At 71.2% G+C, this 15,041-nt stretch carries 13 protein-coding genes; 11 read left to right on the top strand and 2 right to left on the bottom strand.

The features are described 5' to 3' along the window. The first annotated feature begins 616 nt into the window (after positions 1–616). Together KDK95_RS19360 and KDK95_RS19355 are read left to right on the top strand one after the other, a co-directional pair. Positions 617–979 carry a hypothetical protein gene (locus KDK95_RS19360; protein ID WP_212519614.1) on the top strand — a complete coding sequence of 121 codons (363 nt, stop codon included), beginning with the start codon at positions 617–619 and terminating at the stop codon, positions 977–979. Positions 980–1,408: 429 nt separating this feature from the next. Then, entirely contained in the window at positions 1,409–3,718 is a 2,310-nt protein-coding gene (locus KDK95_RS19355) for a protein kinase family protein (protein ID WP_212519613.1), read from the top strand. A 79-nt stretch (positions 3,719–3,797) separates the two neighbouring features. Here the strand turns inward: KDK95_RS19355 and KDK95_RS19350 are convergent, their stop codons facing one another. Further along, positions 3,798–4,385 carry a GrpB family protein gene (locus KDK95_RS19350; protein ID WP_212519612.1) on the bottom strand — a complete coding sequence of 196 codons (588 nt, stop codon included), beginning with the start codon at positions 4,383–4,385 and terminating at the stop codon, positions 3,798–3,800. A gap of 121 nt (positions 4,386–4,506) precedes the next feature. Between KDK95_RS19350 and KDK95_RS19345 the strand changes: the two genes are divergently transcribed. From KDK95_RS19345 to KDK95_RS19320, 6 genes are all read left to right on the top strand, one after another. Next, a complete protein-coding gene (locus tag KDK95_RS19345; RefSeq protein ID WP_212519611.1) occupies positions 4,507–5,592 on the top strand; it encodes an S-(hydroxymethyl)mycothiol dehydrogenase in 1,086 nt (361 codons plus the stop codon). Next, on the top strand, positions 5,592–6,200 hold the full coding sequence (locus tag KDK95_RS19340) for an MBL fold metallo-hydrolase (protein WP_249161543.1): 609 nt from the start codon (positions 5,592–5,594) through the stop codon (positions 6,198–6,200). Before KDK95_RS19345 ends, KDK95_RS19340 begins: the two co-directional genes overlap by 1 nt. 206 nt (positions 6,201–6,406) lie before the next feature. Further along, the gene (locus KDK95_RS19335; protein WP_212519610.1) at positions 6,407–8,173 is read left to right on the top strand and encodes an ABC transporter ATP-binding protein; all 1,767 of its coding nucleotides are present in this window, start codon (positions 6,407–6,409) and stop codon (positions 8,171–8,173) included. A 174-nt stretch (positions 8,174–8,347) separates the two neighbouring features. Continuing rightward, positions 8,348–9,010: a fasciclin domain-containing protein gene (locus tag KDK95_RS19330; protein WP_212519609.1), complete on the top strand. Its 663-nt coding sequence runs from the start codon at positions 8,348–8,350 to the stop codon at positions 9,008–9,010. A gap of 3 nt (positions 9,011–9,013) precedes the next feature. Beyond that, the gene (locus tag KDK95_RS19325; protein ID WP_212519608.1) at positions 9,014–10,612 is read left to right on the top strand and encodes a molybdopterin-dependent oxidoreductase; all 1,599 of its coding nucleotides are present in this window, start codon (positions 9,014–9,016) and stop codon (positions 10,610–10,612) included. A gap of 71 nt (positions 10,613–10,683) precedes the next feature. Then, complete coding sequence (locus KDK95_RS19320; protein ID WP_212519607.1) at positions 10,684–11,160, top strand: SRPBCC family protein; 477 nt, start codon at positions 10,684–10,686, stop codon at positions 11,158–11,160. On the opposite strand, the gene KDK95_RS19315 is transcribed toward KDK95_RS19320, so the two are convergent. Continuing rightward, positions 11,136–12,539 (bottom strand): cryptochrome/photolyase family protein, encoded by a 1,404-nt coding sequence (locus KDK95_RS19315; RefSeq protein ID WP_212519606.1) that lies wholly within the window; start codon positions 12,537–12,539, stop codon positions 11,136–11,138. The two genes, KDK95_RS19320 and KDK95_RS19315, sit on opposite strands and share 25 nt — an antisense overlap. A 103-nt stretch (positions 12,540–12,642) precedes the next feature. Here KDK95_RS19315 and KDK95_RS19310 point away from each other — a divergent pair, with 103 nt between their 5' ends. From KDK95_RS19310 to KDK95_RS19300, 3 genes are read left to right on the top strand one after another with little or no spacing between them, the layout of a single operon-like run. Further along, positions 12,643–13,620, top strand: coding sequence for a MerR family transcriptional regulator (locus tag KDK95_RS19310; RefSeq protein WP_212519605.1), 978 nt, complete (start codon positions 12,643–12,645; stop codon positions 13,618–13,620). A gap of 33 nt (positions 13,621–13,653) precedes the next feature. Then, positions 13,654–14,253 (top strand): ECF RNA polymerase sigma factor SigK, encoded by a 600-nt coding sequence (sigK, locus tag KDK95_RS19305; protein ID WP_212519604.1) that lies wholly within the window; start codon positions 13,654–13,656, stop codon positions 14,251–14,253. Positions 14,254–14,258: 5 nt separating this feature from the next. After that, positions 14,259–15,008 carry an anti-sigma factor gene (locus KDK95_RS19300; protein WP_212519603.1) on the top strand — a complete coding sequence of 250 codons (750 nt, stop codon included), beginning with the start codon at positions 14,259–14,261 and terminating at the stop codon, positions 15,006–15,008. Positions 15,009–15,041 lie beyond the last annotated feature (33 nt).

Here is a 15,041-nt window from a genome sequence, read left to right as displayed (position 1 = left end):
CCAGTCGCCTCCGCGTGCCATGTACCGCCGTCGCCTGACGTGTCTCGGTCGCCGATGCGCGAAGACGTCGCCTGGCGGTCCTCTGCCAGCCGTATTGCCAGTCGCCTCCGCCTGCCTTGTCCCGCCGTAGCCTGCTGTGTCTCGGTCGCCGATGCGCGAAGCCGTCGCCTGACTCTCGCCACCGCCCGCCGTCGAGTACTGTCCTCCGCTGGCCGTCGAGCGCTGCCCTTCGCTGGCCGTCGAGCACTGTCCTCCGCTGGCCGTCGAGCGCCGCCCTTCGCTGGCCGTCGTGCACTGCGTGTCGTCCCCCCGCGGTTGGGCGCTGTCGTCCGGCGCTTGAGTGCGTCGTCCCTGCCGTCACCTTCACGGTTTGCGGCGCGGAGTCCGCTGGTCCGCTGGTCCGCTGGTCCACTGGTCTGCGTGGGTGATTCGCGGACGCCGATTCCCGAATCCCCCCGTTTGCCGACCCGTTCCAGGTCACCCTGCGTGTAAGGCGCGGACCCGACGGCGCCGCCCGCGAGGATGCGCCCGCGCGTCGCCTTTGCGGTCCGCGAGCTGCGGTGTTTGGGTGGAAATCACGTAATTTCTTCCGATTTCGTACTGAAGGAGACCCCTGATGGTCGGTTTCGACCCGCATCAGATCGCCAACCTCGTCGGCCAGCTCGGCGGCGACCACCAGCAGGCTGCCCAGCAGCTGTCGAACCTCGGCGGCGGCCAGGTCGACCCGCGGCAGCACGCCGACGTGCTCCAGCAGATGGGGGTCGACCCGCAGCAGCTGCAGAACGGCGGCTACGACCAGCACCTCGACAACCAGAACCAGCCCGGCTTCCAGGGATACCAGCCCGGCTCGGATCTCGGTCAGCAGACTGCCCAGTTCGACGACCAGTCGCAGCAGGGCGGCCAGGGCCAGGGCGGCTACGGCGACCCGAGCCAGCAGCAGGGCGGCGCCTACGACCAGTCGGGCCTGCAGAACTTCTGACGCCGCGCCAGATGACGCACCTCCGGCCCGGCCGCCCCTCGCGCCGGGCCGGATCGCCGTCAGGATGTGAAATCGCGCCTGGTGGGGACGAGACTCTCAGCCGCTTCGGTCCAGGCCGCCGCATGCTGTCATCGGATTCAGGTAATGCGGGAATCCGCATTCGGTACACCGCACATGGGCGGCCGAGTCCTCGGGGGTGTCGAAGAGCGGCATCGCCGGTCGCGCATGATCGCATGCCAGCCGCGTGAGACGCGTCACGCGCGAATAGCGGCGCTCGCGGAGTCAGCGGATTGCCGGTAGATCGAATCAGGACTTTCAGGGTCATACTCATCGGCTGATGATCCAGTTCACGCGGATGTAATTCGTGACCTACCATTCGGACCCTTGCCCGCTTTGCCATAGGCCTTCTATACGTGCAGAATGCGGCCCGTGATCGGCATATCAGAGGGCATGGTCCTCGCGGAGCGATACCGCCTCGTCCGCAGACACGAAGACCTGGGCGCCGGCGAGTTCTGGGGCGGCGTCGACCAGGAGACCGGCTCCGAGGTCTGGGTCTGCTTCTCCGACAAACCGGGCCTCGGCCGCATCGCCGAGGAGATGCGCGCATGGAAAGCCATTGCGACGCCGCAGGTCCTCGACGAGGGCGAGGTGCGGCTGATCCTCGACTCGCGCACGCTCGGTGCCTCGGGAGCCGTTGGCCGCGCGGCCACGCACGTGGAGGTCGTGGTCGAGTTCGCCGTGCAGGCGCCCGCCCTCGGCAAGCCGCTGACCGGCCGCATCGTCCGCCGTCCGCTGGCGCCCGCGGAGGCGCTGAGCCTCGTCGCGCTGCTCGCCGCGGCGTTGGAGGAGGCGCTGGAGGCCGGCTACAGCCACGGCTGGATCAGCGCGGCCTCGGCCTGGAACCTGCGTAAGCGGGCGTGCCTGGTGGACATGGTCGCCGGACTCGCCACCGCCGACGACGAGCAGGTCGAGGTCGCCGAGCAGGTCACCGGCTTCTTCGCCCCCGAGCGGATCGCCGGCGGCGGCGCCAACGAGGCGGCGGACGTCTTCGCCCTCGGCTGGCTGCTGTACGCGTCGCTGGTCGGCCTGGCGAACCTCGACTCCTACCACAAGGAGGCCATCGAGGCGGCCGGCGCCGCGAGCACCGCGGAACTGCTGGCGGTCTGGCGCGAGCGCAGCCGCGAGCATGTCCGGATCCTGCTGGCAGAGGCGGAAGACTCCGCGCTGCTGACCCTCCTGCTCGGCGCCCTGGCCGAGCGCGCAGCGGACCGCCCCACGCTCGCCGCCTTCCGCGCGGCGGCGACGGAGGCCGCTCGCGGCCTGGCCGGTGCCCCGGCCCTGGTCGTCTACTCGCCGAAGAAGCGCCCGGTGGCGGCTACGGCAGCAGTGGCGGCGGCGGAGGCGGGTGTCGTGGCAGCCGAGGTCGTGGCAGGCGCACTGGCCGCTGGACTTGTGGCCGACGCTGTCGTCGATGAGCTGGCTGCGGACGGCGCAGGCGCGGGCGAAGGCGCGGGCGCGGGCGCGGGCGCGGACATGAACGACATGAACGCCGCAGGTGCCGGAGCGGACGGCGTTGGAGCTGCGGGCGCTAGCGCGGCCGGAGCAGGCGCGGCTGGCGCAGGCGCGGGCGGAGCGGGAGCGGCCGAAGCAGGCGCGGGCGCTGGTGCTGCTGCTGAAAGTGCTGGCGCTGCTGGTGAGAGTGCGGGTGCTGCTGGCGCGGGCGCTTTGGGCGTGATTGCGGGCGCCGGAGTCGCGGCGGCCGTGGTCGCGGCTGGTGCGGAGATGGAAACCGCTTCGTTCGCATCCGAGGGTGTGGCTGGCGGAGCAGTTGCGGCCGGTGCCGGAGCCGCCGAGGCTACAACCGGCGGTGCGGGTGCCGAAGGTGCTGCTGGCGGTTCTGGTGCGGAGTCTCGCGGTGCGGCGGGGGCTGGTGCGGAGGCTGGCGGGCTGACTGGGGGCTCTGCCGCCTCGGGTGCTTCGGCGGGTGCGGCTTCTTCGGGTGCTGCGGCGTCTTCGGGGCTTGTGTCCGCGTCCGAGTCCGAGTCCGTGGCGGCTGAGGCGGAGGCTGTTCTGCTTGCGGGGGGCGCTGTTTCTGCGGCTGCGGCGGCGGGGCGGCAGCGGCCTCGGCTTGGCACCGGGGTGCTGGTGGCGTGTGGCGTGGCGTTGCTGGCGATCGGCATGGGGTCGGGTTACGCGTTCGGGTCGTCGGGCAATCAGGGCTCGTCGGTTGGCTCCGGGAACAGTAAGTCGGGTATTGCGCTGGGGGCTGCCTCGTCGGGCAGCGCGGCGTGTGCGCCTACGGCTAGTGCGTCCGCCGGGGCTGTTGCGGCTGCGGCTGCGGCGTCGACTGCGGCGTCGAAGTCGGCGTCGACGTCCGGCGCCGGTGCAGGTGCCGGTGCGAGTGCGAGCGCATCGGCTGCTGCATCCGGGACAGCGACGTGGAATGAGAATGCGGCGCTGCCGCTGCCTACGTCCACTGCGGGTGCGGTGACTCAGCTGACGCAGATCGTGCAGGGCGCGGAAAGCAGTGGCCTGATCAGCACTACGATCGCCACCACGTTGCTCGGCGAGATCGCCGACGTGCAGAATGCCGTGGCGTCCGGGTCGACGTATCACAGCGAATGGGAGCAGCTGAGCAACACCATCCAGAGCGGCAAGACCGAGGGGACGATCCCGGCGGCGCTGACCGTGCAGCTCAATTCGGCGCTCTCGTACCTGTACGTGGCTACCGGAAGCTAGCCGAGAACCTGAGTTGCGGCGGCGGTGGTGCGGGGTTCCGCGCCACCGCCTCGCGTTTTCTACGTCATCCCCGCCGCTTCTACTTCATCCCCGCCGCGCGGAACATGCGGTCGTAGATGTCCCGGAGCACGTCCTGCTTGCGGCGGTTGTAGTCCATCACGTGGCCGCCGCCGGGGATGGCGTCGTGCTTGGCCTGCTCGTACCTGTCGCGGTCGTCGGGGTGCGTGCGCAGCCAGTCGCGGAACATGCGGTGGCGAATGGTCTCCGGGCAGTCCGGGCCGAACACGTGCAGGTTCACCCGCGGGGCCGGCAGGGTCAGGCCGCGGTGCTGGTGCCAGGAGGGCTCGCGGATCGTCAGGACGTAGCCGATCGCCTCGAGCGCCGGGACGTAGCTCGGCTCGTCGGCGGAGTCGGGGACCGTCAGGTCGATGTCGATGATGTCCTTCGCGGCCAGTCCGGGCACGGAGGTCGAGCCGACGTGCTCGACCTCCAGGGCCGTGCCGCCGAGGGCCGCGCGGATGCCGTCGGCCAGGGCGGCGAATCGGGCGGGCCATTCCGGGTCGTACGGGGTGAGTTCGACGACGGTCGGCTTCGGCGGCCCGAGCACCCAGGGGTCCTCGTCGGGATCGGAGTCGTGGTGGCGGGTGATCTCCTCGTCGGTGGGCACGAGTCTCAAGCTAGCAGTCGCGACATTCCGGTGTGCGGAAGAAGGGCAGCGGCCCCGCGCGCATCGGAGGATGATCGCTGGTGGACGTCGATACGTCGCTACCAACCCGAAGGAGTGTTGCATGCAGCAGGTGAAGGCGGTCATCGCGCGGGCCAAGGGCGCGCCGGTCGAGCTGGTGACCATCAACGTGCCGGACCCGGGGCCGGGTGAGGCGGTGGTGAAGGTGCAGGCCTGCGGGGTGTGCCACACGGACCTGCACTACCGCGAGGGCGGGATCAACGACGAGTTCCCGTTCCTGCTCGGGCACGAGGCCTCCGGGATCGTCGAGGCGGTCGGGCCGGGGGTGACGGAGGTCGCGCCGGGCGATTTCGTCGTGCTGAACTGGCGGGCGGTGTGCGGCCAGTGCCGGGCGTGCAGCCGGGGTGAGCCGCAGTACTGCTTCGCCACTCACAACGCGAAGCAGAAGATGACCTTGGAGGACGGCACCGAGCTCTCTCCGGCGCTGGGGATCGGCGCGTTCGCCGAGAAGACCCTCGTCGCGGCCGGTCAGTGCACGAAGGTGGACCCGCGGGCGCGTCCGGCGGCTGTCGGTTTGCTCGGCTGCGGGGTGATGGCCGGCATCGGCGCGGCGATCAACACCGGCGGCGTCACCCGGGGCAAGTCGGTCGCGGTGATCGGCTGCGGCGGGGTCGGCGCGGCGGCGATCGCGGGCTCGGCGCTGGCGGGCGCGGCCGAGATCATCGCGGTGGACATCGACGCCAAGAAGCTGGCGACGGCGAAGAGGCTCGGCGCGACGCACACCGTCGACTCGTCGGCCACCGATCCGGTCGAGGCGATTCGCGAGCTGACCGGCGGGTTCGGCGCGGACGTGGTGATCGAGGCGGTGGGGCGTCCGGAGACGTGGAAGCAGGCGTTCTACGCGCGCGACCTGGCCGGGACCGTCGTGCTGGTGGGCGTCCCGACGCCGGAGATGAAGGTGCCGGACCTGCCGCTGATCGACGTGTTCGGCCGCGGCGGCTCCCTGAAGTCCTCCTGGTACGGCGACTGCCTGCCGTCACGCGACTTCCCGACGCTGGTGAATCTCTACCGGCAGGGCCGGCTTGATCTTGACGCGTTCGTGTCCGAGGAGATCGGGATCGGCGACATCGAGGCGGCGTTCGAGCGGATGCATCACGGCGACGTCCTGCGCAGCGTGGTGATCCTCTGATGGCGGCGCGCATCGACCACGGCGTGACCTCGGGGACCTTCTCCCTCGACGGTGAGACGTTCGACGTGGACAACAACGTGTGGGTCGTGGGCGACGAGGACGAGTGCATCGTGATCGACGCCCCGCACTCGGTCGACGGGATCCTGGCCGTGGTCGGTAACCGGAGGGTGAAGGCGATCGTGTGCACGCACGCGCATGACGACCACGTCCGCGTCGCCCCCGAGCTGCGGGAGAAGACTGTCGCGCCGATCCTGCTGCATCCGGACGATCGGCCGCTGTGGGAGCTGACCCATACGGATTACCTGTGGGACGCGGATCTGAGCGACGGTCAGGAGCTGACGGTCGGCGGCACGACGCTGCGCGTGCTGCACACTCCCGGCCACGCTCCCGGCGGTGTGTGCCTGTACGCGCCCGAGCTGAGTGCGGTTTTCACCGGCGACACGCTCTTCCACGGCGGTCCCGGCGCCACCGGACGCTCCTACAGCGACCGGCCGACACTTGAGGCCTCGATCCGCGCCAAGCTCTTCGCGCTTCCGGATGAGACGGTCGTGCACACCGGTCACGGCGAGGACACCACCATCGGTGCTGAAAAGGCCCTTCTGGGCTGACGTTTTCTCGCACCGCTCCTCGCACCGCTCGCTACGCACACCGCTACTCGCCTACGGCGCCGCCGTGGGCGAGTAGATGTCGCGGGTCGCCATCCGTGTCGAATCTCGTCGAAGTCTGTCGAACTCCTAGCGAGGCGTGCAAATGCCTTTCTTTCGTTGTGGGGCTTTGGAATCATCGACGGGTACCTTCGTCACGGGAGTCCGACATGGCGTATTGCGCCGAGCCCATCGACCATCACTACCGGGGCGAGCACCCGCTGCGCACGCTCGCCTATCTCGCGCGGGAGGACCGGGGCAGGCTCGCCCTCGGGACCGTCCTGTTCGCGGTCAAGTCGAGCCCGACCTGGCTGCTTCCCCTGATCACGGCGAACGTGGTGGACGTCGTCGTGGGCCACCAGCCGATCTTCCGGCTCTGGATCAACTGCGGGCTGATGCTCGCGCTGCTGCTGCTCAACTATCCCGGCCACGTGCTCTACGTGCGCTGCTACAGCTACGCGATCCGGCGGATCAGCAACACGCTGCGCATCTCGCTGTGCCGGCGGCTGCAGGAGCTGTCGATCGGGTACCACACGCGGGTCAGCTCCGGCGTGCTGCAGACGAAGGTCATCCGCGATGTGGAGACCATCGAGCAGATGATGCAGCAGGCCTCCGACGGCGGCCTCGGCGCGCTCTCCGCGCTGATCGGCGGACTGGTCGTCATCGCGTACCGGACGCCGAGCTTCCTGCCCGTGATCGTCGTGCTCGTGCCGGCGGCGGCGTTCATCGCGATGAAGCTGCGGGCGCCGCTGAAGCAGCGCAACGAGGACTTCCGCGAAGAGGTCGAGCAGCTCTCCTCGCGCGTGCTGGAGATGACCTCGCTGATCCCGATCACCCGCGGGCACGGCCTCGAGCGCAGCGCGATCGAGCGGATGGACGGGACGCTGCGGCGGGTGCGCTCGGCGGGCCAGAGCCTGGACCTGACGAACGGACGGTTCGGCTCGCTCAGCTGGATCGTGCTCAACACGGTCGGCGTCGGCTGCCTCGCGGGCGCGGCGGTCATCGCCTACTACGGCGCGTTCGGTCTGACCGCGGGCGACGTCGTGATGCTCAGCGCGTTCTTCAGCACGCTGACCGGCGCCACGTCGGGACTGCTGAACCTGGCCCCGATGATCACCAAGGGCCTCGAGTCGGTGCGCTCGGTCGGTGAGGTGCTGCAGGCGCCCGACCTGGAGAGCAACGAGGGTAAGGCCGAGGTCGAGCAGACGCGCGGCGCGTTCGACTTCCGCGATGTGAGCTTCGCGTATCCGGATGCCGAGCGGCCGTCCGTGGACCACTTCGACTTCTCGGTCCGGCCCGGCGAGACGGTCGCGCTCGTCGGGGCCTCCGGCGCGGGCAAGTCCACGGTGCTCAATCTGGTCATCGGCTTCCTCCGGCCGACCAGCGGCCGGATCGAGCTCGACGGGGTGGACATGGAGCGGCTCGACCTGCGCACCTTCCGCCGCTTCGTGTCGGTGGTGCCGCAGGAGACGATCCTGTTCGAGGGCACGATCCGGCAGAACGTCAGCTACGGCCTCGACGAAGTATCAGACGAGGCGATCGTCGCCGCCCTCCGGGACGCGAACGCGCTCGAATTCGTCGAGCAGCTGCCGGCCGGCCTCGACACCGTCGTCGGCGAGCGCGGCGCGCGGCTGTCCGGCGGCCAGAAGCAGCGGCTCGCCATCGCCCGCGCGGTCATCCGCGATCCCAGGGTGCTGATCCTGGACGAGGCCACCTCGGCGCTCGACACCCGCTCCGAGGCGCTGATCCAGGAGGCCCTGGCGCGGCTGATGCGCGGCCGGACCACGTTCGTCGTCGCGCACCGGCTCTCCACGATCCGGGACGCCGACCGCATCGTCGTCATGGACGGCGGCCACGTCTCGCAGGTCGGCACGCACGAGACGCTGCTGAACTCGCACGGCGCGTACGCGAGTCTGCACGCGGTCCAGGCGGGATAGCCCCCCGGCGGGCGAGGTGGTGCTGGAGATCGATTCGTAGCCGGGGGCCGGGCGGATTGGTCCGGTGGCACGAACGGGTGAAGTGCGGGATCCGGGCAATCCGGCTCGGCCGCGGCGGCGAATGCCCGGCGAAGCAGGATCACGGAACTCTCATCACCGAGGAGTGACTCACCCATGAGTGGTATTCGGACGCATCGCCGCCTGGTCCCCGCCGCGGTCGCCGCGCTGGCCCTGAGCGCCGGACTGGCGGCGTGCAGTTCCAGCGGGTCGTCGACGACATCCTCCGGAACCGGCGCCGCGACCTCGAGCGCGGCGACCGCCTCGTCGGGAGTGAGCGCGGCCGCCGCCGGGATGGACTTCGGCTCGGGCTGCTCGGCCGTGCCCACCTCCGGCTCCGGCAGCTTCACCGGCATGGCGCAGGACCCGGTGGCCACCGCCGCCTCGAACAACCCGGCGCTCTCCACGCTGGTCAGCGCGGTCAAGGCGGCGGGCCTGGTCGACACGCTGAACAACGCGCAGAACATCACGGTCTTCGCGCCGGCGAACGCGGCCTTCGAGAAGATCCCGTCGTCCACGCTGAACTCGGTGCTGGCGAACAAGGCCGAGCTGACGAAGATCCTCACCTACCACGTGGTCTCCGGCCGGCTGAGCCCGTCGGAGCTGGCCGGTACGCACAAGACGCTGGAGGGGAGCGACCTGACCGTCTCCGGCAGCGGGGAGTCCTTCACCGTCACCGGCGGCTCGTCCTCGAACACGGCGAACGTGGTGTGCGGTGACGTGCAGACCGCGAACGCGACGGTCTACATCATCGACACCGTCCTGATGCCGGCGAGCTGATCGATGAAATCGATCCGGGCCGCGTGGTCGGGGGCCCGCCCCAGAGCAGGAGCACTCGCCGCGCGGCTCGGGGCCGGCGCGCTGACCGGCGCGCTGGCCGCCGCGGTCGCACTGGCCGTGGGCGAGGCGGTCGCGATCTTCACCGGGCCGTCGAGCGCGCCGGTGTACGCGGTGGGCGAGGCGGCGGTGAACCTCACCCCCGCCTCGCTCAAGGAATACGCGGTCGAGCACTTCGGCGAGCGCGACAAGGAGATGCTGATCATTGGCATCCTCGCGATGCTGACCGCGATCGCGCTGCTGGCCGGGGTGCTCGCGCTGGTGCGCTATCGGTACGGCGCGGTGCTCATCGTGCTGTTCTCGGCGGTCGGTGTGGCCGCGGCGGTCTCCGAGCCGGAGAGCACGTGGACGTGGGCGCTGCCGAGCGTGATCGGCGGCGTCGCGGCGTTGGCGGCGCTCCGGCTGCTGGTGAGATCGTTCCGCGGTCCGGCCCCGGCGCAACCAGCGGCGGAGGTCGAGCCGCAGGCCGAGCCGGCCGCCGGCCGCCGCACGTTCCTCGTCACCGCCGGTGCCGTCGCCGCAAGCTCGGCGGCCGTGGGCTTCGGCGCGAACCTGATCTCAAGCCGGCGCTACGACGTCTCCGCCGCGCGTGCCGCCGTGCGCATCCCGAAGCCGGCGTACCCGGCGCCTGCGCTGCCGGCGGGAGTGCACCCGGACGTCGCGGGCCTGAGCCCCTTCTTCACCTCCAACGACGATTTCTACCGCGTCGACACGGACCTGGTGCTGCCTCAGGTGAGTCCCGATTCGTGGACGCTGCGCATCCACGGGATGGTCGACCGGCCGATCGAGCTCGGATTCGCCGACCTGCTCAAGCAGCCGCTGCACGAGCACGACATGACAGTCTCCTGCGTTTCCGATCCGGTCGGCGGCCCGTACGTGGGCAACGCGCGATGGATCGGCGCGTCGCTGCCCAGCCTGCTGCGTTCCGCCGGCGTACGCAGCGGAGCGGACCAGCTGATCGCGCAGTCGGCGGATGGGATGACGATCGGCACGCCGCTCGCGTCGGTGCTCGACGGGCGCAATGCGCTGCTCGCGGTCGCGATGAACGGCCAGGCGCTGCCGATCGCGCACGGCTTCCCGGCCCGGATGCTGGTGCCCGGCTTCTACGGGTACGCGTCCGCCTGCAAGTGGGTCACCGACCTGCACGTGACCACGTTCGCCGCCGAGCAGGCCTACTGGGTGCAGCGCGGCTACGCGCGGATCGGCACGATGAAGACGCAGTCGCGCATCGACGTGCCCCGGCCCTTCGCTCACCTGAATGCCGGGCCGGTCACCGTCGCCGGCATCGCCTGGGCGACCGACCGCGGCATCGCATCCGTGCAGGTCCAGGTGGACGACCAACCGTGGCAGGACGCGCATCTCGCGGCCGCCGACAACCCGGACACCTGGCGGCAGTGGACGTACGATTGGGCCGCGACGCCGGGCACGCACTCGCTCCAGGTGCGCGCCGCCGACGACTCCGGCGCGTATCAGCCGAGCGCTCAGGCCGGACCGTATCCCTCCGGCGCCTCGGGGTACGAGAGCCTCGTGGTCGTCGTCGCGTGAGCGGAATCCCTGTGCGGCCCCGAGAACCCCGAGCAGCCCGAGAATCCCGAGAAACCGAGGAGAGTCTGCCGATGCGTATGAACCGGGTCTCCGTGAGCATCCGCGTGCAGGCCGACGCCGAGACGGTGTGGACGGCGTTGACCGACTGGGAGTCGCAGAGCGCCTGGATGACGGCCACCACCGTGCGGACCGTCGACGGCGACGGCCGGGGCGTCGGCGGCCGGATCGAGGCGTTCACGGGCTTCGGCCGCTTCGGCTTCCTGGACACGATGGAGGTCACCGAGTGGCGGCCGCCGTCCTGGTGCGAGGTCTGGCACACCGGCAAGGTCGTGCGCGGGACCGGCGCGTTCGAGATCGTCCAGGCGGCAGACCCGGCCGCCGGCTCGACGCTGACCTGGTTCGAGGACCTCGACATTCCCGGCGGCGAGCTCGGTGCGATCGGCTTCATGCTCGTGCGCCCGCTGTTCGAGTTCGGCGTGCTGCACTCGCTGCGGAAGTTCGCCGCTCTCGTGGAGTCCCGGTCTCAGGGCTCGACTGCGGCGCCGTAGCGGGCCAGCGCCTTCTCGCGAGCCTCGCGCAGGTCGACGATGGGCTCCGGGTAGTCCACTCCGATGGTGCACTGTGAGGACTGCTGGACGTCGATCGGCATCAGCCACGGCTCGGCGATGTAGCGCGTCGGCACGCTCCGTAGTTCGGGCACGTACTGGCGGATGTATCGCCCGTTCGGGTCGTAGCGCTGCTGGTGCAGTGTGGGGTTGTACAGGCGCCGGTAGACGGGCTGCGTGTCGACGCCGACGGACGCGATCCACTGCCAGTTGCCGTTGTTGTTCGCCTGGTCGCCGTCGAGCAGCATCCGCATGAAGAACGCCTCGCCGCGCCGCCAGTCGACGCCGAGCTGCTTGGTCAGAAAGCAGCCGGCGAGCATCCGGGCTCGATTGTGCATCCAGCCTTCCTTCAGCAGCTGCCGCATCGCCGCGTCCACCAGCGGATAGCCCGTGAGGCCTGAGGCCCACGCGACGAACAGCCGCTCGTCGCCCGGCCACTCCAGGGTCCCCCGGTAGCGCTCCTGGTGCTCCAGGCGCGCGTTCTCGGGGCGGTGGTACTGGACGTGATGGTAGAAGTCCCGCCAGCACAGCTGCCGCCGGTACGCGTCGGCACCGGCCGCGGACGGCAGCGCGGCCTCCAGCGCACGCGGCGAGATGCAGCCGAGGTGCAGGTACGCGCCGAGCTTGGACGTGCCGTCGACGTCGAGCGCGTCGTGGTTGCGGCCGTAGTGTTCGATCGGACCAGCGAGGAACCACTTCATGCGCGCGACGCCAGCGCTCTCGCCGCCGACCTGGGGGGCTGTCACCTCCTGCCGGAGGCCGAGCTCTTCGAGGCCCGGCAGCGGCTCCGACTCGACGTCCGGGCACGGCGGCATGTTCCGCGGCGTGGGCAGGGGCCTGCGCCTGGGCGCCAGCTCCCACGTGCGGTGGAAGGGCGTGAACATGGTGTACGGCGCCCCGGCCTTGGTGCGGACCGCCGTCGCGTCCTCGACAACCGACACACCCGGATGCGCGACGAGTTGCGCTCCGGAGTCCTTCAGCGCGGCCGCGACGCCCCGGCCGCGCTGCCGTGCGAACGGGGTCAGGTCCCGCGTGTAGTGGACGCGGCTCGCGCCGGTCGCGCGGACGAGCTGCGGCAGGACGTCCTCGGGACGTCCTCGCCGCACGATCAGCCGCGAGCCGGCTTCTGACAGTTCCTGCCCGAGGTCCGCGAGTGCCTCGAGCAGGAACTGCGTCCGTGCCCCGGAGGAGTGGCGTCCGTGCAGCAGGCGCTCGTCCAGGCAGAAGACGGGCAGGACGGGCTCGCCGTTCTCCATCGCGGCGCGCAGCGCGGGGTGGTCGTGCAGCCGCAGGTCGCGGCGGAACCAGAGCAGCGCGGTCATCGCGGACGGATCCTTTCCTCCGGGTGCGCATAAGAATCCTCTGCGTTACCATGGAATGCAAGTTGCATAGTTTCTGCATAGATTATTGCGAAAGGTTGGGTCGATGTCCGCACCAGCACCGCCGGCCCCGGCGCTGACGATCGGCGCCGCGGCGCGCCGGCTGGGCGTCGCTGTCGAGACGCTGCGCAGCTGGGAGACGCGCTACGGCCTCGGCCCGCGCGAGCACGTGCCCGGCGCGCACCGCAGGTATTCGCCCGCGGACATGGAACGGCTCGAGCGCTTCTGCCGCCTGGTCGGCTCCGGCGCCGCCGCGCCCGAGGCCGCGAGCGCCGTCCTCGCCGGGTACGAGGCGGCCGATCCGCCGCTCCCGGCGCCTTCGTCCCGATCGGGCGGCGGCCACACCCTGCCGGTCGGCCGGACCGGGAGCGCGGCGGCCCGCGGACTGGCCCGCAGCGCGATCCGGCTGGACACGGCGCAGGTGCTCGACCTGATCGAGGCCGCGATCGAGCGCGAGGGCGTGGTCGGCGCCTGGGAGAACACGATCGCGCCCGCGCTGCTGGCCGTCGGGCGCAAGTGGAGCGAGAGCTCGGGGCGCTACGTCGAGGTCGAGCACATGCTCTCGTGGTGCGTCGCCGCCGCGCTGCACCGGTTCCGCCCGGCGCTGACGAGCGCCCGCGCATCCCGCCGACCTGCGGTGATATTGGCTGCCGCGCCGGGGGAGTGGCATCACCTGCCGCTGGAGGTGCTCGGCGCGGAGCTGGGCCGGCGCGGCGTGCCCGTCTGCATGCTCGGCGCGGCGGTCCCGACCGAGGCCCTGCGCGCGGCCGTGCGGCGCATCGAGCCGTCCCGCGTCCTGGTCTGGTCGCAGACCGCCGCCACCGCCGACCCCGCCTGCCTGCCTGCGGCCGGTGCGCGCGCCCGCAGCGCGACCCTGCCCGCCGGACCCGGCTGGCTGCGCGCGCGACCGCCGGTGCCCTTCGTGCTGACCTCGCTCGACGCCGCGCTCGAGGCGTGCCTGGTCGACCAATCCGAATCCAGAACGGCTCCGAATAGGCGGCATGACCTTGTCGAAGAAGACTGAGCCGCCGACTCCGGCGACGATGGGAGAGCGCGGATGACCGGCCGGGAACCGCTGCACGCCGCGAGCCAGGCGCCCGGCGCGGAACCGGAGGGGCTCGACGTGTGGCTGCGCCGGGTCAGCCTCGGTCGGCAGGACGCGTTCGACCACGTCTACGCGGAGATCTCCGGCCCGGTCTACGGCCTCGCCACGCGCATCCTGCGCGACCCGGCGCAGGCCGAGGAGGTGGCGCAGGAGGTTCTGGTCGAGGTGTGGCGGCAGGCGAGCAGGTTCGATCCGGCGCGCGGCTCGGCGCGCGCCTGGGTGATGACGATCGCGCACCGGCGCTCGGTCGACCGGGTCCGGGCCGAGCAGGCGGCGGCCGACCGGCAGGAGCGCAACGCGCGGGAGACCGCGCCGATGCTGCCCGAGGAGGACGTGGCCGAGGCGGTCGAGGGCCGGCTGGAGCGCCAGCGACTGCGCCGCTGCATGGGCGGCCTGACCGACCTCCAGCGCGAGTCGGTGACCCTGGCGTATTACAGCGGGTATACATATCAGCAGGTAGCGGAGCTTCTGGGCGCGCCGCTTGGCACGGTCAAGACGAGGATGCGCGACGGGCTCGCCCGGCTGCGCGACTGCCTGGGGGTGGGGAGGTGACGAGCATGACGGAAGCGGATGTGCACACGCTGACCGGCGCGTACGTGTGCGACGCCCTCGGCGAGGGCGAACGTGCCGCGTTCGAGCAGCACATGGCCCAGTGCCCGGAGTGCGCGGCGGAGGTCCGCGAGCTGCGCGAGGTCGGCGCCGTCATGGCGGACGCCGTGGCCACGCGGCCCCCGGCCTCGCTCAAGGACGCGGTCGACGCCCGGATCCGCGTCACCCGGCAGGACCCGCCGCTCACCGACCCGCACGCGCAGGAGCCGCAGGCCGCGGTCCCGGCCCAGCGCGGCAGTGCGCAGCGCAGGCGCGCGGCCTGGGCGATCGCCGCCGTGCTCGCGCTCGTCGTGGCCGGGCTCGGCTGGCGGGTCGCCGACCAGCAGAACCAGATCAACGCCCTGAACGCGCAGTCGACGCAGATCTCGCAGCTGCTCGCCGCGCCGGACGCCTCAGCGACCCGCGTGCCGGTCACCGGTGGCGGCACCGCCCTGGTCGTCGACTCGCGCAGCCGCAACGAGGTCGCGGTGAGCTTCACCGGGGTCGCGTCGGCGCCGTCGGGCAAGATCTACCAGCTGTGGCTGATGACGGCCACGGGTGCGGCGCGCTCCGTCGGCCTGATGGAGTCCACGCCGAACCATCCGCTGCTCGTCGAGGGACTGGCCGGCGAGACCGCCGTCGGTATGACGATTGAGCCGAGTGGCGGAAGCGTCAAGCCGACGACGCTGCCGGTGATGGTCGCCGCCCTCGAGGCCTGAGAGCTCCTAGCTCCCAGCCTGGGAGCTGGGAGC

The organism is Actinospica acidithermotolerans (assembly GCF_018139625.1).
Lineage (GTDB): Bacteria > Actinomycetota > Actinomycetes > Streptomycetales > Catenulisporaceae > Actinospica > Actinospica acidithermotolerans.
The sequence above is the reverse complement of the archived record's forward strand: the minus strand, read 5'-3'. Positions and strand labels throughout refer to the sequence as shown.

Coding starts and splice junctions, on each gene's coding strand:
- KDK95_RS19360 (WP_212519614.1), top strand. CDS start 617: ATGGTCGGTTTCGACCCGCATCAGATCGCCAACCTCGTCGGCCAGCTC.
- KDK95_RS19345 (WP_212519611.1), top strand. CDS start 4,507: ATGCAGCAGGTGAAGGCGGTCATCGCGCGGGCCAAGGGCGCGCCGGTC.
- KDK95_RS19340 (WP_249161543.1), top strand. CDS start 5,592: ATGGCGGCGCGCATCGACCACGGCGTGACCTCGGGGACCTTCTCCCTC.
- KDK95_RS19335 (WP_212519610.1), top strand. CDS start 6,407: ATGGCGTATTGCGCCGAGCCCATCGACCATCACTACCGGGGCGAGCAC.
- KDK95_RS19330 (WP_212519609.1), top strand. CDS start 8,348: ATGAGTGGTATTCGGACGCATCGCCGCCTGGTCCCCGCCGCGGTCGCC.
- KDK95_RS19325 (WP_212519608.1), top strand. CDS start 9,014: ATGAAATCGATCCGGGCCGCGTGGTCGGGGGCCCGCCCCAGAGCAGGA.
- KDK95_RS19320 (WP_212519607.1), top strand. CDS start 10,684: ATGCGTATGAACCGGGTCTCCGTGAGCATCCGCGTGCAGGCCGACGCC.
- KDK95_RS19315 (WP_212519606.1), bottom strand. CDS start 12,539: ATGACCGCGCTGCTCTGGTTCCGCCGCGACCTGCGGCTGCACGACCAC.
- KDK95_RS19310 (WP_212519605.1), top strand. CDS start 12,643: ATGTCCGCACCAGCACCGCCGGCCCCGGCGCTGACGATCGGCGCCGCG.
- sigK (WP_212519604.1), top strand. CDS start 13,654: ATGACCGGCCGGGAACCGCTGCACGCCGCGAGCCAGGCGCCCGGCGCG.
- KDK95_RS19300 (WP_212519603.1), top strand. CDS start 14,259: ATGACGGAAGCGGATGTGCACACGCTGACCGGCGCGTACGTGTGCGAC.